The organism is Accumulibacter sp., assembly GCF_029255145.1.
GTDB lineage: Bacteria > Pseudomonadota > Gammaproteobacteria > Burkholderiales > Rhodocyclaceae > Accumulibacter.
On record NZ_JAPUVQ010000146.1, the window covers coordinates 26,119 to 49,488 of the forward strand.

At 63.8% G+C, this 23,370-nt stretch carries 25 protein-coding genes; 11 read left to right on the plus strand and 14 right to left on the minus strand.

The annotated features are described in order from the left end of the window. Positions 1-212: 212 nt before the first annotated feature. Genes Q1L50_RS18650 through bamE form a run of 3 tightly spaced genes read right to left on the minus strand, consistent with a single transcriptional unit; the run spans position 213 to position 4,092 of the window. Positions 213-2,771, minus strand: coding sequence for a response regulator (locus Q1L50_RS18650; RefSeq protein ID WP_300341690.1), 2,559 nt, complete (start codon positions 2,769-2,771; stop codon positions 213-215). 30 nt (positions 2,772-2,801) lie between these two features. Next, entirely contained in the window at positions 2,802-3,608 is an 807-nt protein-coding gene (gene dapB, locus Q1L50_RS18655) for a 4-hydroxy-tetrahydrodipicolinate reductase (RefSeq protein WP_300341692.1), read from the minus strand. A gap of 1 nt (position 3,609) precedes the next feature. Next, entirely contained in the window at positions 3,610-4,092 is a 483-nt protein-coding gene (gene bamE / locus Q1L50_RS18660; RefSeq protein ID WP_300341694.1) for an outer membrane protein assembly factor BamE, read from the minus strand. 184 nt (positions 4,093-4,276) lie between these two features. On the opposite strand from bamE, the gene fur reads away from it, so the two are divergent. Next, positions 4,277-4,750 (plus strand): ferric iron uptake transcriptional regulator, encoded by a 474-nt coding sequence (fur, locus tag Q1L50_RS18665; RefSeq protein ID WP_300341696.1) that lies wholly within the window; start codon positions 4,277-4,279, stop codon positions 4,748-4,750. A gap of 61 nt (positions 4,751-4,811) precedes the next feature. Here fur and Q1L50_RS18670 read toward each other — a convergent pair whose 3' ends face one another. Then, positions 4,812-5,711: a M23 family metallopeptidase gene (locus tag Q1L50_RS18670; protein ID WP_300341698.1), complete on the minus strand. Its 900-nt coding sequence runs from the start codon at positions 5,709-5,711 to the stop codon at positions 4,812-4,814. 11 nt (positions 5,712-5,722) lie between these two features. Next, a complete protein-coding gene (locus Q1L50_RS18675; RefSeq protein ID WP_300341700.1) occupies positions 5,723-6,580 on the minus strand; it encodes a neutral zinc metallopeptidase in 858 nt (285 codons plus the stop codon). A 133-nt stretch (positions 6,581-6,713) separates the two neighbouring features. On the opposite strand from Q1L50_RS18675, the gene Q1L50_RS18680 reads away from it, so the two are divergent. The 3 genes from Q1L50_RS18680 to Q1L50_RS18690 all read left to right on the plus strand — a co-directional run bounded on the left by Q1L50_RS18680 (position 6,714) and on the right by Q1L50_RS18690 (position 8,646). Continuing rightward, positions 6,714-7,760: an inorganic phosphate transporter gene (locus tag Q1L50_RS18680; protein ID WP_300341702.1), complete on the plus strand. Its 1,047-nt coding sequence runs from the start codon at positions 6,714-6,716 to the stop codon at positions 7,758-7,760. A gap of 11 nt (positions 7,761-7,771) precedes the next feature. Beyond that, on the plus strand, positions 7,772-8,428 hold the full coding sequence (locus Q1L50_RS18685; protein WP_300341704.1) for a DUF47 family protein: 657 nt from the start codon (positions 7,772-7,774) through the stop codon (positions 8,426-8,428). Between the two features lie 86 nt (positions 8,429-8,514). Then, positions 8,515-8,646, plus strand: a complete 132-nt coding sequence (locus tag Q1L50_RS18690) for a hypothetical protein (protein WP_300341706.1) — start codon at positions 8,515-8,517, stop codon at positions 8,644-8,646. Positions 8,647-8,893: 247 nt separating this feature from the next. On the opposite strand, the gene Q1L50_RS18695 is transcribed toward Q1L50_RS18690, so the two are convergent. From Q1L50_RS18695 to Q1L50_RS18705, 3 genes are all read right to left on the minus strand, one after another. Continuing rightward, a complete protein-coding gene (locus tag Q1L50_RS18695; protein WP_300341708.1) occupies positions 8,894-9,370 on the minus strand; it encodes a hypothetical protein in 477 nt (158 codons plus the stop codon). Between the two features lie 130 nt (positions 9,371-9,500). Further along, positions 9,501-10,133 (minus strand): SCO family protein, encoded by a 633-nt coding sequence (locus Q1L50_RS18700; protein WP_300341709.1) that lies wholly within the window; start codon positions 10,131-10,133, stop codon positions 9,501-9,503. After that, positions 10,130-10,489: a hypothetical protein gene (locus Q1L50_RS18705; RefSeq protein WP_300341711.1), complete on the minus strand. Its 360-nt coding sequence runs from the start codon at positions 10,487-10,489 to the stop codon at positions 10,130-10,132. Before Q1L50_RS18705 ends, Q1L50_RS18700 begins: the two co-directional genes overlap by 4 nt. A 258-nt stretch (positions 10,490-10,747) precedes the next feature. Between Q1L50_RS18705 and Q1L50_RS18710 the strand changes: the two genes are divergently transcribed. After that, positions 10,748-11,938 carry a class I SAM-dependent rRNA methyltransferase gene (locus Q1L50_RS18710; RefSeq protein ID WP_300341713.1) on the plus strand — a complete coding sequence of 397 codons (1,191 nt, stop codon included), beginning with the start codon at positions 10,748-10,750 and terminating at the stop codon, positions 11,936-11,938. Positions 11,939-11,993: 55 nt separating this feature from the next. Here Q1L50_RS18710 and msrA read toward each other — a convergent pair whose 3' ends face one another. From msrA to Q1L50_RS18725, 3 genes are read right to left on the minus strand one after another with little or no spacing between them, the layout of a single operon-like run. Further along, positions 11,994-12,611, minus strand: a complete 618-nt coding sequence (msrA, locus tag Q1L50_RS18715; protein ID WP_300341715.1) for a peptide-methionine (S)-S-oxide reductase MsrA — start codon at positions 12,609-12,611, stop codon at positions 11,994-11,996. Continuing rightward, entirely contained in the window at positions 12,608-13,120 is a 513-nt protein-coding gene (gene msrB, locus Q1L50_RS18720; protein WP_300341717.1) for a peptide-methionine (R)-S-oxide reductase MsrB, read from the minus strand. The genes msrA and msrB overlap by 4 nt, the downstream gene beginning before the upstream one ends. Before the next feature lie 27 nt (positions 13,121-13,147). Then, a complete protein-coding gene (locus tag Q1L50_RS18725; protein ID WP_300341718.1) occupies positions 13,148-13,981 on the minus strand; it encodes a thioredoxin family protein in 834 nt (277 codons plus the stop codon). Positions 13,982-14,161: 180 nt separating this feature from the next. On the opposite strand from Q1L50_RS18725, the gene Q1L50_RS18730 reads away from it, so the two are divergent. From Q1L50_RS18730 to hslU, 5 genes are all read left to right on the plus strand, one after another. Next, entirely contained in the window at positions 14,162-14,617 is a 456-nt protein-coding gene (locus Q1L50_RS18730) for a transcriptional repressor (protein WP_300341719.1), read from the plus strand. A gap of 88 nt (positions 14,618-14,705) precedes the next feature. After that, a complete protein-coding gene (locus Q1L50_RS18735) occupies positions 14,706-15,767 on the plus strand; it encodes a GTP-binding protein (protein WP_300341720.1) in 1,062 nt (353 codons plus the stop codon). A gap of 205 nt (positions 15,768-15,972) precedes the next feature. Then, positions 15,973-17,175 carry an STAS domain-containing protein gene (locus tag Q1L50_RS18740; RefSeq protein ID WP_300341721.1) on the plus strand — a complete coding sequence of 401 codons (1,203 nt, stop codon included), beginning with the start codon at positions 15,973-15,975 and terminating at the stop codon, positions 17,173-17,175. A gap of 31 nt (positions 17,176-17,206) precedes the next feature. Then, positions 17,207-17,743, plus strand: a complete 537-nt coding sequence (hslV, locus tag Q1L50_RS18745; protein ID WP_300341723.1) for an ATP-dependent protease subunit HslV — start codon at positions 17,207-17,209, stop codon at positions 17,741-17,743. A 2-nt stretch (positions 17,744-17,745) separates the two neighbouring features. After that, positions 17,746-19,077, plus strand: a complete 1,332-nt coding sequence (gene hslU, locus Q1L50_RS18750; RefSeq protein ID WP_300341725.1) for an ATP-dependent protease ATPase subunit HslU — start codon at positions 17,746-17,748, stop codon at positions 19,075-19,077. 104 nt (positions 19,078-19,181) lie between these two features. On the opposite strand, the gene Q1L50_RS18755 is transcribed toward hslU, so the two are convergent. The 3 genes from Q1L50_RS18755 to aceB form a co-directional block, all read right to left on the minus strand. After that, the gene (locus Q1L50_RS18755) at positions 19,182-19,610 is read right to left on the minus strand and encodes a universal stress protein (RefSeq protein ID WP_300341727.1); all 429 of its coding nucleotides are present in this window, start codon (positions 19,608-19,610) and stop codon (positions 19,182-19,184) included. Beyond that, positions 19,607-20,350, minus strand: a complete 744-nt coding sequence (locus tag Q1L50_RS18760) for a TerC family protein (protein WP_300341728.1) — start codon at positions 20,348-20,350, stop codon at positions 19,607-19,609. Before Q1L50_RS18760 ends, Q1L50_RS18755 begins: the two co-directional genes overlap by 4 nt. Positions 20,351-20,600: 250 nt before the next feature. Further along, positions 20,601-22,199, minus strand: coding sequence for a malate synthase A (gene aceB / locus Q1L50_RS18765; protein WP_300341729.1), 1,599 nt, complete (start codon positions 22,197-22,199; stop codon positions 20,601-20,603). 117 nt (positions 22,200-22,316) lie between these two features. Between aceB and Q1L50_RS18770 the strand changes: the two genes are divergently transcribed. Beyond that, positions 22,317-23,222 carry a LysR family transcriptional regulator gene (locus Q1L50_RS18770; protein WP_300341730.1) on the plus strand — a complete coding sequence of 302 codons (906 nt, stop codon included), beginning with the start codon at positions 22,317-22,319 and terminating at the stop codon, positions 23,220-23,222. Positions 23,223-23,370: the final 148 nt, after the last annotated feature.

Genomic DNA, 23,370 nt, shown 5'->3' on the forward strand with positions numbered 1-23,370 from the left:
GGCTGCTGTGGATGCTTTGCCGATCGGGGCTGTAGATACGGCTGTAGACACGCAAGAGCGGGACGGCCGTACAGCCCTCCCGCTCGGATCGTCGCAAGCCGAGGGATTATACCGGAGCGCACCTCTTTGTGGGCGTTGCCGCTGCGGATTACACGCTTGCGACGGTGGTTCCCCGGCCAGCGCGGGGCTGGAGCGAGCGCGCGGATGCGGCCCTAGACGGTCTGATCGCCGCGCACGAAACGGTCCAGCTGTGGCTTCAGCCGATCCATTTCCCGAGTCAGCGCGCCGGCGAGTTGCGCACAGCGAGGCCAATCGACTGCGCTGCCGGACGACGGGGCGGTGGCACGCTCGATGTCGAGCGCCAGGCGTCGCGCCTTCTCGGCGTGAAACATCGCCAGCAGGCTTTTCAGGGTGTGCGCAGCCATCGTCAACTGCGACGCGTCCATGGCCTGCAGGCTCGACTGGATCCGCGTCAGGTGTGTCTGCCATTCGGCGAGCAGCATTCCGGCCATGGTCAGCAACAGCTCGCGATCACCCAGGTCGCGGGCTGCCGCCGCCAGGTCGAGCGAGGTCGTGGTGACCTCTTCACCCGGCAAGGGCGGCGCCGGCTCATTGCTGTTTCCCTGCATCAGACAGCGATCGATGGCTGCGTACAGTTCCTGCGGCCTGATCGGCTTGGCCACGTAATCGTTCATTCCCGCGTCCAGGCAACGTTCGCGGTCGCCTTCCATGGCGTTGGCGGTCATGGCGATGATGGTCACCGACCTGAACTCGTGAGAAACGACCCAGCTACGCCGCATCTCTCGCGCGCGAATCGATTCGGTTGCCTCGATCCCGCCCATCACCGGCATTTGCATGTCCATCAGAATCAGATCGAAGGTCTGCCTTTCGAAGCAATCAACCGCCTCGGCGCCGTTGTTGGCCAGGGTGACCTGGTAGCCACGCTTCTCCAGCAGGCGTCTCGCCAGTTCCTGATTGACCGGGTTGTCTTCGACCAGCAAGGCCGCGATGCGCCGGTGGTCGGGGGTCGCGGCATTCACTTCGAAGTCGAAAGGCGCCAGGATCGGCGACGCTTCGTCGGCGGTGCCGGAGAGCAGCGTCAGCGCGGCGAGCAGGTCGTCAGGGGCAATCGGCTTGATGAGGTGCGTGCCGACATTGAGGGCGCGCAGGCGTTCGAGGTCTTGCCGCTGCTGTTCGGTCGTGAGCAGGACGATCAGCTTCTCGGGGCACGCGCTACCGTGCCATGACTCGACCAGAGCCAGCCCTCCGGGCGGTGGCATCAGGGCATCGATCAGCACGTAGTCGTACGGGAAGCCGACTGCGCGTGACTTCTTGATCGCCCGTTCGGCCCTTGCCGGGTCGTCGATCGCCGAAACCTCGATGCCGCATTCCGCGAGCAGTCCGGCAAGCTGCGCCGCCACCGCGGGATGGTGTTCGAGAAGCAGCGCGCGCTGACCGCCGAGCTGGGCGACCGGAGCGGCCGTGACGACGCTCGAATCGACGCCGTACCGTGCCGTGAAGCAGAAGCATGAACCCTTGCCTTCGACGCTTTCCAGCCACAGCCGGCCGTTCATCATCTGAATCAGGTGACCACAGATCGTCAGCCCCAGCCCGGTGCCTCCGAAGCGCCGCGTGGTCGAATCGTCGGCCTGTGAGAATGCCTCGAAGATGGCTGCCTGCCACGCCGTCGGGATGCCGATGCCTGTATCGCGAATGGCAAAGCGGAGCAGCACCGATCCGACCAGCTGCTCATCGACCGATACGGTCACCTCGACCTGGCCACGCTCGGTGAACTTGATCGCATTCCCGACCAGATTGGCGAGTACCTGACGGAGTCGCGCGGGATCGCCAATTACCCGGGCGGGGACGTCGTGAGCAACCGAGACGACGAGTTCCAGGCCTTTCTTGTGGGCCGTCACCGCCTGCGCGCGGGCGGCCTCGAAGACCAGATTGGACAAGGAAAAAGGCAGTTGGTCAAAGTGCAGCTTGCCGGCTTCGATCTTGGAAAAATCAAGGATGTCGTTGACGATCGCGAGCAGTGACTCGGCCGAGGACTTGACCGTTTTCAGGTAGTGCCGCTGCTCGGCGTCGAGTTGCGTATCGAGCGCCAGGTCGGTCATGCCGATGATGCCGTTCATCGGCGTACGAATTTCATGGCTCATGTTGGCCAGAAAGGTGCCGCGTGCCCGGTTGGCCGCTTCGGCGGCATCCTTGGCGACCAGCGCGGCTTCCTCGGCCTCCTTGAAGGCGGTGATGTCGCGTTGCAGCAGCAGCAGCCGCGAAGGTTGGCCGTGTCCATCGTGGGCGATGATGCGCCCTCTCAGCAACAGCCATGTCCAGCGGCCGCTCTTGGTGCGCATCCGGCAGGTGCTCTGGAAAGTCGGTGATTTTCCCTGGGTGTGTGCCGCGACGACCGCGTCGAATGTCTTCAGATCGTCGGGGTGGGCCAGTGTGCGCCACGCGGCCATGGTGTCGGCGAATTCATCCTCAGCATAGCCGAGCAGTGTCTTCCAGCCGCGGCCGGACTCGATGCGGCCGTGCTCGATATGCCAGTCGGAAAAGGCGTCACCCGATATCTCGGCTTGCACGCCGTGCAGGCGGGCATACTTGGAAACCAGACTGTCGGACGCTGCGAGAAGGCCGGTGACGGTTGTCGCCAGTTCAGGAGCTTGCCGGGCAAGCGCGGTCAGCAGCTGCTCGAGACGGCGCTCCGGAGCTTCGCCTAGTACCTTCGCGAGCTTGCGAACCAGTTGCGGATTCTGCAGCGCCACGGTGCGTGCTGTCGGAGGGCTGGTGGTGCTTCAGCGCAGGCCGAGGACGTCCTGCATGTCGAACAAGCCGCACGGCTTGCTCGCCAGGAAGTGGGCCGCGCGCAGGCTGCCCAGGGCATAGGGCATGCGACTGCTCGCCCTGTGGCCGATCTCGAGACGCTCGCCGAGCCCACAAAACATGACGTTGTGATCGCCGACGATGTCGCCGCCGCGGATCGTGGCAAAGCCGATGGTCGACTGCTGCCGCTCGCCGGTGACACCTTGCCGACCATAGATGGCGCACTCCTGGAGATCGCGACCGAGCGCTTGCGCAACGACTTCTCCCATGCGCAGGGCGGTTCCCGACGGGGCATCGATCTTGTGCCGGTGGTGCGCTTCGACGATCTCGATGTCGTAGCCCTGATCCATGATCCGCGACGCCAGGTCGAGCAGCTTGAACACCACGTTGACGCCGACGCTCATGTTTGGCGCAAAGACGATCGGGATGTCGCGCGCGGCAGCGGTGATCGCCTCCCTGCCATGGGCATCGAAGCCAGTGGTGCCGATGACCATCGCCGTGCCATGGCAGCGGCAGATTTCGAGGTGCTGCAGGGTGCCTTCAGGCCGGGTGAAATCGATCAGGCAGGTGGCCTGGGCGATCCCCGCCTCGGCATCGCTGCTGACCAGTACGCCGCAGGGGGTGCCGACCATTTCGCCGGCATCCTTGCCGAGTGCCGCGGCACCTGGCTGGTCGAGCGCCGCCGCCAGCGTCGCATGGCCATCGTTCAGCGTCGCTTCGATCAGCATTCGTCCCATCCGGCCGCCAGCACCCGCGACCGCTATCCTCAATGCGTTCATTTCACAGCCCCACGCTGTCGATGATCTTGCCGAAAAAGCCTTTCTCGTCGGGAGGAGGCATGCTGGTGGTGCCATCGGCTGGTAGCGAGCCCAGGTCGATTTCCCGGATCCGGCTTTCCGGAGCCGTGTCGGCGTCGGTCGGTTCGGCAGCGGTGACGTCGCCGGTGACCCGCAGCAGCTTGCCGTCGTCGTCAAAGAAGGCCGAGAACCGGCGTGTTTCGGCGGTTGCCGAATTGCCCTTTTTCAGCCAATAGAAGTAATCCCAGCGGTTGAGGTGGAACATATCCACCAGCACCGGCGTGCCGAGAATGAAACGTACCTGATCCTTGCTGAGGCCGGGACGCAACTGCGCAACCATTTCCTGGGTCAGGACGTTTCCCTGCTGCACGTCGATCCGGTATTCGGTGATGATCCTCGGGACCGTCGAGCAGGCGGAAAGCGCGCAGAGGACAAGGACGGTCGTGGCGAGTCGCGGGAAGATCATGTTCTGGTCGGTTGGAGTTGAGTGAACGATCGGCAGCGAGCGGGTGGCCGTCGGGGAGCATTTGCCGGCAGCCGGATCGAGTCCGGCGCCGACGCGATGTTGCTTCCCTTGGTCACTGGCGCGGACGACGGTATATCATAACCGAAAAGAAGCCACTCCCTTTGCAGCCTATCAAGGTACGCCGATGAGCAACTCAGACAACCTCAAGAGCATGGGGCTGAAAGCTACCCTTCCTCGCCTGAGGATTCTCGCGCTGTTCGAGAAGACCGAGGTTCGTCATCTGACGGCAGAGGATGTCTATCGGCTGCTGCTGGCCGAAAATCTGGATGTGGGTCTGGCAACCGTTTATCGCGTCCTTACCCAGTTCGAACAGGCCGGCCTGCTCGAACGCCACTATTTCGAATCAGGCAAGGCGGTTTTCGAGTTGAGCGCCGGGCAGCACCATGATCACCTGGTATGCATCGATTGCGGGCGCGTCGAGGAATTCTACGACGGCGAGATCGAGCGCCGGCAAACGCGGGTCGCCAAGGACCGTGGCTTCATCATTCGCGAACACGCGTTGTACCTGTACGCCGAATGCAGCAAGCCCGACTGCCCGCATCGTGCCAATTCGGCCCGCACCGCCGACGAGCGGGGCAAGACGCTGCCCGCTGCTTGAACGGGTGCATCGGCAAATGCTTGGCGAGCCAGTGGCGACGCGGATCCAGCAAGTGATCCGGTCAGCGAGCCTGGCCTGACCTGGCGACAAACAGATCCGGGTTCACCAGGGCGCCATTGAGAATCACGCTCCAGTGCAGGTGCGGGCCGGTGGCGCGACCGCTCATTCCGGAGAATCCGATCCGTTGCCCCTTGGCTACGACCTCGCCAGCCTCTACCGTGCTGCGGTCGAGGTGGCAGTACATGCTGATCAGACCATTGCCGTGATCGACCAGCACCGTCTTGCCATTGAAGAAGTAGTCATCTACGGACAGCACCTGGCCGCGGGCGTTGGCCTTGACGGCGACGCCACGCGCGACCGCGATATCGAACCCGGCGTGCGGTGAGCGTGGCTCGCCATTGAAAAAGCGGCGGACACCGAAGCGCCCGGTTTGCCGCCCTTGTGCTGGCAGAATGAAGTCCGTGTCGGTATCCTCCGTGTCGCGCCAATGCTGCTTCAGCCGCTGCAGGGTGGCCAGCTCGCCTTCGACGCGCGCCAGATCGCTGGCCGAGAGCTGCACCTTGCTGCTGTCCTTGAGGGTGATCCGCTGTACCGGATAGTCCTTGGCATGGACCTCGAAGGGCAGCAGGCGCGTGTTTTCCACCGCTCGTCCCGCCGCCTGTCCGCTGGTTTCGCTGGTCATTTGCACACGTAGCCGGTGCGTGCCGGGAGCGATATCCAGCGCCAATCCGACGACTGCCACCCACCGACCCTTCTCGGCGGCGATCAACACCTGCCGCTCGCCGAGCCAGGCGCGCGGCCGGCCGGCGTCAGGTGCGACCGGGCCAAGAGGAATCAGCGCCACGCCACCCGGCACGCTGGCGTCCGCGGGCAGGGAGGCCTGTGCCGGCGACGGCTGCAACACGCCAAGCAGCAGCCCCGAACAGATCCATGCGAGCTTGGGCAGAGTCTCCCTGGCCATCGATCTGCCCCCTAAAGCGACGCCGCGCTGAAGGTGTCGCACTGGCGGACATCGCCGCTGTCCATGCCCCGCTTGAACCAGCGTACGCGTTGCGTGGAAGTCCCGTGGGTGAACGATTCCGGCACGATCTGTCCCTGCGTTTGCCGTTGCAGCCGATCATCGCCGATGGCCGAGGCTGCCGCCAGTGCCTGCTCGATCTCGCCTGGTTCGAGGATCCGCTGCATGTTGTTGGCGCTGTGGCCCCAGACGCCAGCGAAGCAGTCGGCCTGCAGCTCCAGTCGCACCGATAGGGCATTGGCGGCGGCCTGCTTGCCGCTACGCCGCTGCGCCGCGTGCACCTTGTCCGAAATGCCCAGCAGGTTCTGGACGTGGTGGCCAACCTCGTGCGCGATCACGTAAGCCTGCGCGAACTCGCCAGGGGCGTGAAAGCGGTCCTTGAGATCACGGAAGAAGGCGAGGTCGATATAGACTTTCTGATCGGACGGGCAATAGAAGGGGCCCATTGCCGACTGACCACTGCCGCAGGCGGTCGGTGTGGCGCCAGTGAACAGGACCAGCTTCGGTTCCCGGTAGCGCTGTCCGGCCTCCTGGAAGATGGTTTGCCAGGCGGTTTCGGTGCTGCCGAGCACCTTGCTGACGAAGCGTGCGGCCGAATCGTTGGCCGGTGGCCGCTGCGCCGAGCTGCCTGCCGGCGAGGGGCCACCGGGCCCTGACGCCAGTCCGAGAATCACCGCCGGATCGATACCGAAAAAGTAACTCGCGGCGAGCGCGATCACCAGGGTGCCGACCCCGAGGCCGGCGCCGCCGCGCCCGATGCCACCGCGCCGGTCCTCGACGTTGCGACTTTCGCTCTGATCATCCAGGCGCATGATTTATCCTAAAGAGACCCGTTCGATGGTGCGAATGCTAACAGAAGGTGTACAAACTTCGATTTTCGTGCTTAATCCGCCCACTTTTCACAAGCAGAGGTCCGCAGAGGCCTTTTTTACAAGAAGGGTGCGTATGGATACTTTGCTCTGGTTGGCTGTGGCCACGGTGGTGGTGGTCTTGATCTTCGACTACACCAACGGCTTTCATGATGCGGCGAACATCGTCGCGACGGTCATCGCGTCGCGGGCGATGACGCCGGTACAGGCGGTTTTGATCGTCGGTTTCTTCGAGTTCATGGGGCCTTTGCTGGGCGGGACGGCGGTTGCCAACACCATCGGCAAGTTCGTCGATCTGTCCGACGTTGAACCGCAGCTTGCCGTGCTGATCATGTTCTGCGGGCTGCTCGGGGCGATCGTCTGGAACCTGGCGACCTGGTGGCTCGGCATTCCGTCTTCTTCGTCGCATGCGCTGGTCGGTGGCCTGGCCGGAGCGGTGGTGGCGGCGGTTGGCTCTTCGCACGTGATCTGGGGCTTTCACGAACTGATGACCGCGGGCAAGCTGACTGGCGTGATGAAGGTGCTGCTGGCGCTGTTTATCTCGCCCCTGCTCGGTTTCTGGGTCGGTTTTGCGATTCACCGCCTGGGGCGTCGCTTGCTCGCTGGTGCCAAACCGACCGCCAACGCCACTCTGCGCAAGATGCAATTCGTTACCGCCGCCGGGCTGGCGTTCTCGCACGGCGCCAACGACGCGCAGAAGAGCATGGGCATGCTCACGCTCGTATTGTTGCTGGGCGGTTTTATTCCGAAGTTCGAGGTGCCGTTCTGGGTGGTGCTGTCTTGCGCGGCGGCGATCACCCTGGGCATCATGTCCGGTGGTTGGCGCATCGTGCGTACCCTGGGTTTCGCCATCTATCGCGTTCGCCCCTTGCACGCTTTCGACTCGCAGCTGACTTCGGCGCTGCTGATCTTTTCGGCTTCGATGATCGGCGCGCCGGTGTCGACCACCCACGTCGTCGCCACCTCGATCATGGGCATCGGCTATTCCGAACGCCCACGCGCCGTCCGCTGGAAGAAGGCGAAGGACATCGCCAAGACCTGGGTGATCACCATCCCGGCGTCGGCTCTCACGTCAATCGTCATTTACGCCATTACCAGAATCATGCTTGGCCAGACCACCTGAGGAGATGAACCATGGAAGATAATCAAAGCACCGCCGCCAACAAGCCAATCTTTCGCCGTCTGTACGAGCGCGTTTTCCCGACCGTTGCCGACTTTTTCGGCATGCTAGCCGAGCAGAGCACCAACGCCGCGGAGACCACTCGCCTGCTGGTCGAGTTCATGGAGACCGGCGACGTCGCGGTCAGCCAGAGAGTCCGCGCCGACGAGCATCAGGCCGACCGGATGAAGGCCAGCAACCTCGGCGTCCTCGCCGAAGCGTTTTCGACGCCGATCGACCGTGAAGACATCCACCGTGCCATCATGACCCTCGACGACATCGTCAACTACTGCAAGTCGACGGTGGTCGAGATGGACGTGCTGGGCCTGCAACCCGACAAGTACAGCCTCGAAATGGCGCTGCACCTGAAGGAAGGCGCCGACGCGCTGGCCCGGGGTTTCGGTCGCCTGGCGACCGATCCGGCAGCGTCGGGCGTTGATGCCGCCGCCGCACGGAAAGCCGAGCGCACGGTCGAGAAAGCCTATCGGCGAGCGATTGTCGAGCTCTTTCAGGGTGACGACTACCTTAACATGTTCAAGCGGCGAGAGACCTATCGTCACATGTCCAACGCTGGCGACCGCGTGGCCGACGCCGCCAACGCGCTGGACGACATCGTCGTCAAGCTGTGCTGAAAACCCATTAGACGATTGGGCTTGTTTTCGGGACGGCATCGGCTTACATTGGCCTTGCCAATTTCGGCAGTTACCGGGAGATGCGTATGAGGAACCTCACCGCCGGCCTGATGGCCTTGGCGCTGGCGCTATCAAGTGCAACTGCTGTCGCCTGCTCGGCTGATAAGGCCAAGGATGGGCAGACTGAAATGAGCACTCCGACCAAGCCCAAGATCTGACTTGTCGGTGCCTGTAACACGCGCGGCGCGTACCTCTGGTATGCGCCGCGTTGCGTTGTGCGTTGCTGGGTGCTCGCGGCGTACCCTGCGGACCTTGTTCCGGATCGCCGGTCTCGGGTGTCAGCTGCCGCGAGTGGTCCTGGCAGCGCTGGCTGGAGCTAGGCCCGGAAGCCGCGGGGTTAGCCTCCCGGCTAGCGCTGCTGCCATCGCCGAAGCGGCTCTCCCGTCTGCGCGTGCGGAACTGACCTCATTCGCAGATGGCCTGGCAGGCCGCCGCTGGCGCGCAGTGGCCATCGCCCACGACCTTGCATTGCAGCCGCGAGCGATAGGTGAAGCTGATGCTGTTGTCTTCACCGTAGTGGCACGCCAGCAGGCTGATCTGTCCCCGTTTGGCGATCGTCATCCGGGACGCGCGAGCGGCCCTGATCTGCTCTGCCGGCAAGTCGCACGAGAGGTACGCGTTGAAGGCGCCGTCCGCCGATTCCCAGTGGGCGACGTTCTTGAGCTTCCGGTATTGCTGGTAATCGGTGCACACCTCTGCATCCTGCTCGTACATCCGCCGGTTATCGCTACAGTAGCCGGTAAAGGTGTACTGCAGTCCAGCCTCGTCAGGGCAGTTGCCGACCTGGATGGCGCTGGCAAGCAGCGGGCAGGGCAGTGTTTCGGTGGCACTGGCGACCAAGGCCGGCAGCAGCAGGGCAAAGGCAATCGACGCTGATCTCATGGCGTTCTTCTCCTCGTAATAGTGGGCGAATTTCTGCCGGCCAGCCGGGTCGCTGTCGCACGTAGGGCTCGCTGACGACGAAGCGGCTGAGTTCTTGCTGCGCGCCAGGATGTTCTGCCGGAGCCGATGGCTACTCGCCCACCGGCGCCAAGAGTCCGGCTTGCCGACGGGAGGGTGCCTGGGCCATCAGCTCGCGAATCCGCCTGGCGATCTCGACCGGCGGCATGGCGTAAGCAAACTTCCGGATGTAGTCACCGTCCGGGCCGAGCAGGAACATCCCGGCAGAGTGGTCCACCGCATACTGTTCTGCTGGAGCGCCTGGTTCCCTGACTTTTTCGTAGCGTACATTGAAGGCGTCGGCGGCTTTCCGGACGAGTGCGGGCGAACCGGTCAGGCCGATGATCCGTTCGTCGAAGAAGGCGACGTAGGGGCGCAGAGCGCCGGCCGTGTCGCGCTCCGGGTCAACGGTGACAAACAGCGCCTGCAAACGGGCGGCGTCCTTGCCCAGGCTGTTGAGGACCACCGCCATCTCGGCCAGCGTCGTCGGGCAGATGTCGGGGCAGAAGGTGTAGCCGAAGGTGAGCAGCTGGAACTGCCCCGGGAAGTCCTCGTTGCTGACCGCCCGTCCGTTGACGTCCATCAGCAGGTAGCGGCCACCGGGTGGCTGCGCCGCGCCGGCGCTGGCCGGCTCCGCCGCCCCATCGGCGGCCGCCGCCGGCAGCGCGAGACAGGCGGTCAGCAAGGCCAGGAGCAGACTCCTCATCGGCCTGCGGCCTGGTTTGCTGGCGGCGGCGCTGGCAGGGCGACCTGCAAACGGTTCGACAGGCTGCGCAGTGCGCCGGCAAAGTCCTCGTCCGTCGGGCACTCGGCGTGATCCTTGCCCTGCCTGAGGAACGCGGCGTTGGTCTGTTCTTCGAAGACCTCGCCATAGTTGCGGGTCTTCGGCGCGTGCGCGATGACCAGTTTCTTCGCCTGGCTGGCGACGCTCATGTTGCCGCAGGCCAGTGCCTGACCGTTCAGTTGTCCCAAGTCCCCGATTGCCGAGAGCCCTTCTTCGGGTGTGGCGGCCGCCGGCCAGGCAAGCAAGCTCAGCGTGGCGAGCAAAGTCAGACGTTTCATCAGGGCTCCATCGGTGGGGGGCGGCGTACGGCGGTTGATTATAGGAGCTTCCGGCCAGAGCATTCGTTGATGGTGCTCAAAAAGCGCGGCAGCGCTGTCGGGCAGGGACTCGGTCAGCCGCCAGGATCTTCCCGCCGTCCGGCGTTCGACGCGCAGGTGCGGGGAGCATGTCGTGCAACACTGGTACACTGCGTTGCTCATGATTCACCACCCTGTCGCCCGGTTGCGCTGCCGGGCGCTGAACACCGGAACGCCAGCATGGCTCAACTCGTTCTTCTGCCGGGCAAGGACCGCTCGCTCGCCCGCCGCCACCCGTGGATCTTTGCCGCTTCGGTCGATGGTTTGCGCGGTCGCGCCCGGCCGGGCGATACCGTCGACGTCGTGGCGGCCAACGGCCGGCCGCTGGCGAAGGCGGCGTGGAGTCCGGAATCGAAGATTCGTGCGCGGGTGTGGAGCTTCGACGCCAACGAAATCATCGATGACGCGTTTTTCAAGCGGCGCATCCAGGCGGCGGTGCAACGTCGGCAGTGGATGCCCGAATTGCGCGGACAGGACGGCCTGCGGCTGATTCACGGCGAGTCTGACGGCCTGCCGGGACTGATCGCCGATCGTTACGGCGACAGCGTGGTGCTGCAGCTGACCGCCACCGGCTCCGACAAGTGGCGGCGGGCGATCGTTGCCGCCGTGCAGCGGGCGACCGGCTGCGCACGCATCTACGAGCGCTCCGATTCCGACGTGCGCCGGCTCGAGGGACTCGAACCGGTGAGCGGCTGGCTGCTCGGCGACGCCGCCGACGAGGCGCTGGTAATCGACGAAAACGGTCTCCGGCTCAAGGTCGATATCGTCGCCGGGCACAAGACCGGTTTCTATCTCGACCAGCGCGACAACCGCCTGCTGACCCGCGAGTTGGCTGCCGGCCGGGCGACGCTAAACTGTTTCTGTTACACCGGCGGCTTTTCGCTGCAGGCGCTGGCCGGTGGCGCCAGCAGCGTGCTGTCGGTCGACTCCTCGGGTCCGGCGCTGGCGACCGCCGTCGACAACCTGCAGCTCAACCCGCAACTCGACGCCAGCCGCGCCGAGTGGCGCGAGGCCGACGTCTTCAGTTTTCTGCGCGAGCTCAAGAGCGACGGTCGGTGTTTCGACCTGGTCATTCTCGATCCGCCCAAGTTCGCGCCCTCGGGCGCGCACGCCGCGGCCGCCGCACGCGCCTACCGGGATATCAACGTCTTCGGCTTTCGCCTGCTCAATCCGGGCGGCTTGCTGATGAGCTACTCGTGTTCGGGCGGTATTCGCCGCGAACACTTCCAGGAGATCGTCGCCGATGCGGCCGTTGCCGCCGGCTGCGACGCACGCATCCTGCGCCGCCTGGCAGCACCGCCGGACCACCCGGTGGCGCTGCATTTCAGCGAAGGCGAATACCTCAAGGGCCTGCTCTGCCAGGTCGATTGACTGCGCTGCGGCAGGCGGTGACCGCCGGTCGCAGCGCCGCCGCGATCGAGGCCAGCTAGCTGCCACCCCAAATTTTCTGGATCCGCATGTCGCGGCCGCAGCCGCTGCGGTAGTAGGCGTAGCGGATCGGATTCTTCTTGTAGTAGTCCTGGTGGTACTCCTCGGCCGGATAGAAGGTCGTTGCGGCGGCAATCTCGGTCTCGATGCGCGGCAGCTTGCCGCTGGCCAGCAGAGCGTCGCGGCTCATTTCGACGATCTTGCGCTCGCCTTCCGTCTGCCAGTAGATGCCGCTGCGGTACTGGCTGCCGACGTCGCAGAACTGCCGGTTCTTGACCGTTGGGTCGCTGTGGTGCCAGAAGTATTCGACCAGCTGCGCATAACTGACCTTCTGCGGATCGTAGAAAACGCGCACCGCCTCGGTGTGGCCGGTGGTTCCCGAACTGACCTGTTCGTAGGTCGGGTTGACGGTCTGGCCGGCGGTATAGCCGGACTCTACGGCAATCACTCCCGGTACCTTCTCGAAATCGGCCTCGCTGCACCAGAAGCAGCCACCGGCGAAAATCGCCGTGCTGCCAGCGGCGGTCTTGCCAGCGGGCAGGTCAGTTGCCGCGGCACGACCGCCGAGCAGCAGCAACAGCGTGGCCATCGCGGCCAGGGGCAGACGGATGCTCATGTCCGCAGCTCCGGTAGCCTCTCGTCGCGTGGTACGAAGCGCAGCGCGACACCGTTGTTGCAGTAGCGCTTGCCGGTAGGCTTGGGGCCGTCATTGAAGACGTGGCCCTGATGCCCGCTGCAGCGTGAGCAGTGGTACTCGGTACGTGGATAAATCAGCTTGAAGTCGGTCCTGGTGGCAACGGCGGCCGGCAGAGGCTGCCAGAAGCTGGGCCAGCCGGTACCACTCTCGTACTTGGTCGAGCTGTCGAACAGCGGCAGGTAGCAGGCGGCGCAGACGAATGTTCCGTCACGCTTCTCCTGGTTCAGAGGGCTGCTGCCGGCGCGTTCGGTATCCTCCTCGAAGAGCACGCGATACGACGCTGGCGGCAGTAGCGCCGCCCATTCGGCTTTCGATTTCTGTAGCCCGGCGCCAGCGCCGGCACTGGCCCAGGTCGGGCCAGGAGCGGTAACCGGAAGCATGAAGGCGGACAAGCCGCCCAGCCATTTCAGTGTTTGACGACGATTCATTGCGTTCTCCATCGAAGATTGACTGCTCTAACTGTTGATCCCACCCGCGGACTGCTGCCCGGCGCAGCCGGTCATCGCTATCGCCTGCAGCACCTCGCCAGCCTGTGGGTCCTGAACAAAGGCGGCCAGCCCCAGCTTTTCACGCTGCCAGCCCGCCGGCAGCTTCACGGTCTGGCGCCAGACCGTCTGCGTGTCGGGAGCACTCAGGGCGATGGCCGTTGACCAGTAGCGCACGACTCGTTGGTGCTGCAGTCGGGCGCCGCGGTTCTCGCCGGCTCGAACGTCGCTGCGCAGCTCGTTTTCAAAGACCACCACGATCGCCTCGGCCGTCCGCCCCGAACGAAACCCCTTGCGCAGCGAGAAGCGAGCTTCCAGATCGAGCGCCGTGTCTCCGGCCTTCTGCATCTGCAGCGTGATCTCGGCAGCTGCCGGCAAGCGGTTGATGGCTTCGACCTGCGCGGCAAAAGGCGCGTGTTGGTGCCATCCGCGAGTCTCCTTCATGTTGGTGAATACTTCTGGCGTGTAGATCGTGCTGGCCGCCGCCAGACTCGTAAGCCATCGTTGCCGCTCCGCGAAGCGTGGCTGGGCGAAGGGATCCTGCCAGCCGATGTAGTCCCAGTAATCAACGTGCAGCGACAAGGCCAGCAGCTGTTCGTCCGAAAAGCGCTGCGACAGTTCCCCCAGCCAGCGGTCTGCCGGTGGGCAACTGCTGCAACCTTCGGAGGTGTACAGTTCGACCAGCGCGACGCGGTGCGCCTGACTTTGCTTGACGCAGCGCACTGGCTCGGCGGCCGCTGCATGGGCGAGGCCGAGCAGGCTCAGGGCAGCGACCGCTGATGCCCATCTGCTGGCGGAAGACATGGCCTTCTCCTGAATGATTGAATAATGGAATGGCGCGACGGCAGTTGTGCGCTGGATGTGCGGTGGTCGTCGGACGAACGGCAAACCTTACGCTTGCCTGTCGCATCGGGAGCGCGCGGCGGCACGCGAATACTGCAACCGTGTAGCGTCTGTGCTCTGGCTGTGCTTAAATTTACGGTCATGACGACCGTCGCTGCTCCCTCGTTCGATAGGCTGGCCGAAGCTGAGCGCGTCGCTCTGCTGATTCGCCAGGCGGGCGCGCGCGCGACGCCGGCACGCGTCCGCGTCCTGTTGCTGCTGCGAGTTGCACCGGCAGCATTGAGCCATCACGAGATCGAGCAAGCGCTCGGCGAGCTGGCACTCGACCGCGTCACCCTCTATCGCGTCCTCGACTGGCTGGTGGAACGTGGTCTGGCGCATCGCCAGACCGATGCGCAGCGCCTGTTCCGTTTTTCGGCCGCCGCTGCCGGTGAGCATGCGGCGCATACGCATTTTCGTTGCGAAGACTGTGGGCGCGTCTTCTGTCTTGAGGCCGCACCGCCGACAGCTCCCAGCCTGCCCGCGGGATTTGCCTTGTCACGTATCGAACTCGATCTGCGTGGGCGTTGCGCCCAGTGCGCCGGTATGGGCCAATGAGGTTTGCTTTGGTAGTGCCGCTCAGCCACGCGACTGGCGCTAATCTGGTGTGCGATTCCGGCGCGACCGCTTCCCATGGACACCGGCAGTGCCGGCAATAGACCCGCAGCGGGCGATTCCGGTGACCGTCCTGGCCGGCTTTCTCGGTGCCGGCAAGACGACCTTGCTCAACCAGCTGTTGCGGCAGTCGGCACTGGCCGACGCCGCGGTGCTCATCAATGAGTTCGGCGCCGTCGCCGTCGACCATCACCTGGTGGACAAGATCGACGACCACCTCGTGGTCCTGGCGTCGGGCTGCCTGTGTTGCAGCGTGCGCGGCGAGCTGTCAGGTGGCCTGCGCGACCTGTTCATGCGCCGGTTGCGGCGCGAGATCCCGGCCTTCTCGCGGGTGTTGATCGAAACCACCGGCCTGGCTGATCCGGCGCCGGTGTTGTACACCCTGCTTGAGGATTTCTTCATTGCCGAACGCTATCGCATCGATGGGGTCGCGACTGCGGTTGACGTCACGCACGCCGATCTTCAGCTTGCCCGTCATTTCGAGGCAGTCAGGCAGGTTGCGATGGCCGATCGCCTGCTGCTCACCAAGTGCGATCTGGCAAAGCCCGAAGAGATTGCCCGGGTGGCGGGGCGGCTGACGCGCGTCAACCCGGGTGCGCCGCAGATCGAAGTGCGCCATGGGGTGATTGGCGCGGAGCAGGTCATCGGCTGTGGTCTTTATGATCCGGCCGTCAGGGGCGCCGACGTTCGCCGCTGGTTGGCCGAGGAAAAGGTTGCGGCTACCCGCGCCGGTGGGGAAATGCCCCGACAGCACGATGTCACGCACCACGACGCCCTCGTCCATGCCTTCGTCTTGCGCTTCGAACCGCCTCTTGCCTGGCCGGAGTTTGCTGAGGCGATCGACCTCCTGCTCGCCACCTGCGGCGAACGGATCCTGCGCGTCAAGGGCCTGGTCGGCGTTGTGGGAGAAAGCGCCCCGCGTGTTGTGCACTGCGTTCAGCACATTCGTTACCCGGAATCGGTGCTGCCCGCTTGGCCGGACGAAGATCATGGCACACGGCTGGTGTTCATCGTCCGCGCCCTCGCACGCGAGGTCGTCGAGAAGGCTTTCAGGATGTTTTGCGGGACTGCCGCGCAGCGGGATGGTGGATGACGCGCTGGCGTTGTCGAGCGTTGGCAGGCGCCGGCGATCGCGCCTGCAGGAAGTGAAGGTCGACGCGGCCGGGCCGCGGTCGGCCGGGATTCAAATTGCAGTGCGCCGGACGATGTGTTACAAGATGAATTTATCGCCAAGTCACTCGTGGCCCTTTTCGCCCATGGTTTTTTCGTTTTTCAAGAAGCAGCCGCCGGAAAAGAAAATGGTTGCCCGGCCAGCGGCCGTTCCACGGCCACACGACGCGCGTGGCACGGCTGCCGGTGGGCAGCCGGACGATACCCTGAATTCGCCGCCAGCTGTACCGGTCGGCCTGGCCCGTGAGGATCTCCCCTTTTCATCGCCGGTGCCTACTGCCGACGGTCCACCGCTCGATCTCAGCGAGTTCGTTTTCAGCGAGCTTGCCGCCGAGTTCCAGATCGAAACCGAAAGCGACCCCATTGATGCCGAGGCCGAAGAAGCAGCAATGCTCTTTGCCAATGGTCAGGACGATGTGGTCCGGGCGTTGCTCGAGAATTCGACACGGGTGCACCGCTCGGGTGCGGGCGAGCGTCTGTGGCTGATGCTATTCGACCTCTTCCGGATGACCGGCAAGAAAGTTCCTTTCGAGACCCTGGCAGTCGACTACGCACAATCCTTCGAGAAGTCGCCGCCGATCTGGCGAAACGCTGCTGCGCCGGTGGCGGCGCAGGCGAAGGTGTTGGGAACGGTCTTGTTCAAGGGCGACCTGACCGGCGACAACGATGCCGGTTTCGAAATCCTGCAGTCGGCACTCAAGAAGAGCCCGCAGCTTCGCCTTGACCTGTCGAAGGTGCGGCAGCTCGACGCGGCCGGCTGTGAACGTCTTCTGGCCATGCTGCAGCAGGCACGCAGGAGCAAGGGCGAGATCGACCTGCTGGGCCGTGACCAGCTTGCAACTCTGCTCGATCGTCGGATCGCGCCCGCCCTACCGGAGAACCGTGCGTGCTGGTTGCTGAAGCTGGAGCTTTGCCAGCTGCGCGGGCAGTTTGAATTGTTCGAGGAAATGGCGATCGACTACGCCGTGAACTTCGAGATCTCGCCGCCCTCCTGGGAATTCGATCGCGTCCAGGAGGCCGAACCTTCGCCGCTGATCCTGGCCGCTGCGGACCACTTGCTGGCCGAGGCCTATGTCATCAAGGGTGAAGTCAAGGGCACGCGTTTTGGCGATCTCGCCGCCTACGCCGCAGCCAACGATCCGGTGCTGATCGATTGCTCGACCGTGACGAGGATGGACTTTCTCAGCGCCGGGGCCCTGCTGAACGTTCTGACAACGGTCAAACGGACCGGTCGGCAGATCATTGTTCGTCACCCCAACCACCTGCTTGCCGAGTTGTTCCGCGTCGTTGGTCTGCGCGCCGTGGCCGACGTCGATCTCGCCAGGAACTAGGCCAACACCAGCCCAACAACAGGAGTTTTGGATGGATCAGTACCACGGGACGACGATTCTGTCCGTGCGCCGGGGTGCGCGCGTGGCGATGGGCGGTGACGGGCAGGTGACGCTCGGCAACCTGGTGATCAAGGCCAGCGCGCGCAAGGTTCGACGCATTCACCAGGGCGCGATTCTCGCCGGCTTTGCGGGCGGCACCGCCGACGCATTCACCCTCTTTGAACGCTTCGAAGCGAAACTCGACAAGCATCAGGGCAATCTGTTGCGCTCCGCCGTGGAACTGGCCAAGGACTGGCGCAGCGACCGGGCGCTGCGCCGGCTGGAGGCCATGCTGGCGGTCGCCGACCGCGACAATTCGCTGATCATCACGGGCAATGGTGATGTCGTCGAGCCCGAGTACGGGATTGTGGCGATTGGCTCGGGCGGCGCTTTTGCGCACTCGGCTGCGCGCGCCTTGCTTGAAAACAGCGCGCTGGATCCTGCCGAAATCGTCCGCAAGTCGCTGCTGATCGCCAGCGATCTATGCATTTACACCAATCAGAACTTGACCATCGAGGTGCTGGAATAAACATGTCGTCCATGACTCCGCAGGAAATCGTCTACGAACTGGACAAGCACATCGTTGGCCAGGGCAAAGCCAAGAAAGCGGTGGCCATCGCGCTGCGCAACCGCTGGCGGCGGGCTCAGGTCGCCGAGCCGTTGCGGCAGGAGATCACTCCCAAGAACATCCTGATGATCGGTCCGACCGGCGTCGGCAAGACCGAGATCGCGCGCCGCCTGGCGCGGCTGGCGAACGCGCCGTTCATCAAGGTCGAGGCGAGCAAGTTCACCGAGGTCGGTTATGTCGGTCGCGACGTCGAAACAATCATCCGGGATCTGGCCGAGATCGCGGTCAAGAGTGGCCGCGAGGAAGCGCTGAAGGGCGTTCGGGCGCGTGCCGAGGACGCGGCCGAAGAGCGCGTTCTTGAGGCTCTGCTGCCATCGGCGCGCAGCAATGTCTATAACGACAACCCGCCGAGCGACGACAACACGACCCGTCAGAAATTCCGCAAGAAGCTGCGCGAGGGCCAACTGGATGACAAGGAAATCGAGGTCGAGGTTGCCGCGCCGTCGATGCAGGCCGAGATCTTCGCGCCGCCAGGAATGGAGGAACTGACGTCGCAGATTCAAGGCATGTTCCAGAACATCGGTGGGGGCCGCAGGAAAGCACGCAAGTTGAAGATTTCTGACGCGCGCCGCTTGCTGATCGACGAAGAAGCGGCGAAGCTGGTCAACGACGAGGAGGTCAAGCTCGACGCGATACGCAATCTCGAACAGAACGGCATCGTCTTTCTTGATGAAATCGACAAGATTGCGTCGCGCAGCGAGACCCACGGGGTCGATGTCTCGCGCCAGGGGGTGCAGCGCGACTTGCTGCCGCTGGTCGAAGGAACGACCGTGTCGACCAAGTACGGGATGATCCGCACCGATCACGTACTGTTCATCGCCAGTGGCGCTTTCCACCTGGCGAAGCCATCGGATCTGATTCCCGAGTTGCAGGGGCGCTTTCCGATTCGTGTCGAACTCGACTCCTTGTCCGTTGCCGACTTCGAGTGCATTCTGACCCAGACCGATGCCTGCCTGACCAAACAATACGAGGCTCTGCTGACCACCGAAGGCGTTACCCTGGCGTTTGCTGCCGACGGTGTCAGGCGGCTGGCCGAGATCGCCTGGTCGGTCAACGAGAGAACGGAGAACATCGGCGCCCGCCGCTTGTACACGGTCATGGAGCGATTGCTCGAGGAGGTGTCGTTTTCCGCCGGCCAGGGGGGGCCGGAGAGGCTGGCGATTGATGCCGGTTACGTCGACAGCCGCTTGGCCGACCTGGCGAAAAACGAGGACCTGTCGCGTTACGTCCTGTAGTAAGCGAGCCGGCGCGTTGCCATAGGCGCGGCTTGCCAGTGGGGGCGTATCGAGTGGTGCTTGCGGCCGACTGCCCGGACGATACGCACTTGCTCAGCCGGGCGTTACTTGACCACTACCACCGGCAGGTCTGTCAGATGAACGACTCTGCTGGTTACCGACCCCAGTAGTATGCCGGCCACCGAGCCGAGGCCGCGAGAACCGATGACGATCAGCGTGCAGCCATTCTCCCTGGCGTAATCGGCAATGGTCGGCGCGGCTTCGCCGAGCAGGATGTGCTCGGAATAAGCAAGGCCTGCTTCCTCCAGCCTGGCTCGTGCGTCGGCCAGTGCCGCTTCGCCGGTTTCGCGGTGGTAGTCGTGGACGACCGCGCTGCTGATGAAGCGTGTGATCTCGGATGGCAAGGGCGCCTGCACGTTTACCAAGCTGATCGCCGGGGCGATCGTGCTGTCGGCCACTTCGCGCAGCAGGTGGTCCACAGCGCGTAGCGCCGGCAGCGAGCCATCGACGGGAACCAGCCAATGGGGGTTCATTTCCGTTCTCCTTCCGATTGCTTCTGGTGGCTGGCGGTAGCAAGTTCACCGCTTGCAGCCGCAGAGTGATGTCGCCTGGCCAGCCATCTCCCGAGCACGACGACCAGCAGCGCGCCCAGCCCTGAAGCCAGGTAAGTGCTGTGCGCGACGGTATCCCGCCAGCCTGGCGGTACCACCGGGTCAGTGAGCAGCATGCCGCCGGCGATCCAGCCGAGAAGGCCGCCGCCAGCGACGATCACCACCGGGTAGCGATCCATCAGAGTGAGCACCAGCTTGCTGCCCCAGACGACGATCGGGATCGAAACGGCGATACCGAAGACCACCAGGATGATCGACCCGTGCGACGCCGCGGCGACCGCGATGACGTTATCGATGCTCATCACCGCGTCGGCGACGATGATCGTCTTGATCGCACCAGCAAGCGTGGCGCTGCCGGCCACTTCATTGTGCGGATTGTCGTCTTCGGGAATGACCAGCTTGATGCCTATCCAGAACAGGAGCAGACCGCCGACGATCTTGAGGTAAGGGATGGCTAGCAGTTGCAGCGCGAAATAGATCAATAAGATGCGCAGCCCAATGGCACCGACCACACCCCAGAAGATTCCCCTATCGCGTTGCGCTGCTGGCAGTTTGCGGCACGCCAACGCAATGACTACCGCGTTGTCGCCACCGAGCAGGATATCAATGGCGATGATCTGGAGAACGGCGATCCAGAAGTGGGCCGAAGCGAGATCGGGCATTGTGTTTTTCTATTTGATGGCTGGAGGTGGCATGTGCTGATGCCTGATGCGGTCGGGACGTCGGTCGCTGGTGTACAGCCGCAAGGGCGCTACGCTTGCGTATCGGGCCGCCGGTATTGTCTCACACCTGAGCTGCGAGATTGGGGCGCGGCGCGTCGGTTAGGCTGCTGAACGAAAAAACCGGCGCCGCTTGGCGCGACGCCGCTTTCTGCTGCCGCCGGTTGCTCTGATCCGCAGCTGGCAGGTGGTCTCAGTCCATTGCCTCGTAAAGCGGCAGGGTGAGGAATTCCGGGTAGTCCGGGGTCAGCGACATCTTGTCGAAAATGACCGCCGCCTGATCGTAGGTGGCGGTATCTTCGCCCTGGGCGCTGACCGCTGCCTTCACCTTGGCAAGTTCTTCGGCGATCATGCCGCGAACCATTTCGGCGGTGACCTTGCGGCCATCGTCGAGAACGCCTTTCGGAGAGATCACCCATTGCCAGACCTGTGAGCGCGAGATTTCCGCCGTCGCGGCATCTTCCATCAGGTTGTGGATCGGCACGCAGCCATTGCCGGCGAGCCAACTGCCGAGGTAGTGGATGCCGACGTTGATGTTGTTGCGCACACCCGCTTCGGTGATCGGCTGCGAGGGCTGGAAGTCGAGGAAGTCAGCGGCCGTGAACACCTCGTGACGCTGCTTTTCCCACTGGTTCGGGCGATCGCCGAGCACCTTCTGGAATTCTTCGGCGGCGATCGCGACCAGACCGGGGTGGGCGACCCAGCCGCCGTCAAAGCCATCATTGGCGTCGCGCGCCTTGTCGTGACGAATGCCGGCCAGCGCCTTTTCATTGGCCTCCGGATCGTTCTTGATCGGGATCAGCGCGCTCATGCCGCCCATCGCGGGCGCGCCGCGCGAGTGGCAGACCTTGACCAGTTGCAGGGCATAGCTGCGCATGAACGGGACTTCCATGGTGATCGCGGCGCGGTTGGCGAGGCAGAAATCCGGGTCCTTCTTGAATTTCTTGATGCACGAAAAGATGTAGTCCCAGCGCCCGGCGTTGAGGCCGGCCGAGTGCTCACGAAGTTCGTAAAGGATTTCCTCCATCTCGAAGGTGGCCAGGACGGTCTCGACCAGCACCGTCGCCTTGATCGTGCCTTGAGGCAGCCCGATGTGATCCTGGGCCATGACGAAGATGTCGTTCCACAGCCGTGCTTCGAGATGCGATTCCATCTTCGGCAGGTAGTAGTAGGGGCCGGCGCCACGCGCGAGTTGTTCCTTGGCGTTGTGGAAGAAGACCAGCGCGAAGTCGAAAATGCCGCCGGAAACCCGCCGGCCGTCGACGGTCACGTGCTTTTCGTCAAGGTGCCAGCCTCGCGGACGAATCTGCAGCGTGGCAATGTTGTCGTTCAGGCGGTACTCCTTGCCGGCTTCGTTGACGAACGACAGCTCGCGCCGGATGGCTTTGTACAGGTTGACCTGGCCCTGGATCTGGTTGTCCCACTTCGGGCTGTTGGAGTCTTCGAAGTCCGCCATGTACGAGTCGGCGCCCGAGTTGAAGGCGTTGATGACCATCTTGGCTTCAACCGGGCCGGTGATTTCCGTCCGGCGGCGCTCGAGTGCCTTGGGCAGGGGGGCAACGCGCCAGTCGCCTTCGCGTATTCTCCGGGTTTCGTGCAGGAAGTCGGGTACTTCGCCGGCGTCAATGGCCGCTTGCCGGTCGACCCGCGCCTGCAGCAACTCTTGGCGCATCCCTTCGAAGGCACGGTGCAGTTTCGCCACCAGGGCCAGCGCGTCGGTAGTCAGAACGGTTTCGTAAGCGGCTTGGATCGGTGCGTTGATTTGCATTCCAGCGGGCAGATTGAGGCTCATGTGGTGGCTCCTGTCGAAGGTTTATGATGCGGTGCACGAATTATATTGCCTACGGTGATGAAAGATAAGAACGATTAAAATCAAAGTATTTTTTACTTCAGGTATGTAATCATTAGGATGGATCACTTCAAACAGATCCGCGCCTTCGTCAACTCGGCAACTCGAGGCAGTCTGTCGGCGGCGGCGCAAGTCGAAGCCGTCACGCCAGCGGTAATTGGACGCCGGCTCGACGCGCTGGAAGCACGGCTGGGCGTAAAGCTGCTGCTGCGCACGACGCGCAGGCTGTCGCTGAGCTTCGAAGGGCAGGCGTTTCTCGAAGACTGCCAGCGCATTCTCAACGAACTGGCGAACGCCGAAGCGGCGGTGTCTGTCGGCGGCATCCGTGCCAGCGGGCACCTTAAAGTGTCCGCGCCGGCCGGTTTCGGACGGCGTCACGTAGCGCCGCAGGTCGCCGCTTTCATGGCCGCAAATCCCGACGTCAGCGTGCGACTGGACTTGAGCGACCGCGTCGTTGACCTGCTCAACGAAGGCGTCGATTGTGCCGTGCGTATCGGCGAATTGGCCGACTCCAGTCTGGCCAGCAGCAAGCTGGGCGAGATGCGGCGGGTGGTGGTGGCCAGCCCGGACTACCTGGCGCGTCACGGCGTGCCGCTGACGCCCGCGGATCTGTCGGCGCACAACTGCTTGTCGCTCGATCAGCAGCGCGGCTGGGCGCTCCGCGAGGCCCTGGCTGGTGACGTCGTGCACCGCAAGGTAGGAGGGGCTTTCGAGTGCAACGATGGCGCGGTCCTGCACGAATGGGCGCTGGCCGGCAAGGGTTTGGCGTGGCGGTCGGTGTGGGAGGTGGGTGACGATCTGCGCAGCGGGAGGCTACGCTCGGTGCTCGACGAGTACGCTGCGCCGCCGGTGGGTATCTACGCGGTATTTCCACAACGCCGACACCTGCCCTTGCGCGTGCGCTTGTTCATCGATCAGATCAAGAGCACGTTCGGCGATCCACTGTACTGGGGGCTTGAATGCTGAGCCGTCAGGCGCTGCGTCCAGAGTGCCCCCCTGTGTCAGACTAGTTGTCGCCTCGATAGGATCTGAAACCGGGGGCAATGACGAGGTGAGGAAATGGCAAGATACGGACAAGTGATGAAGGATCGGGTGGTAGCGAAGCTGCTACCAC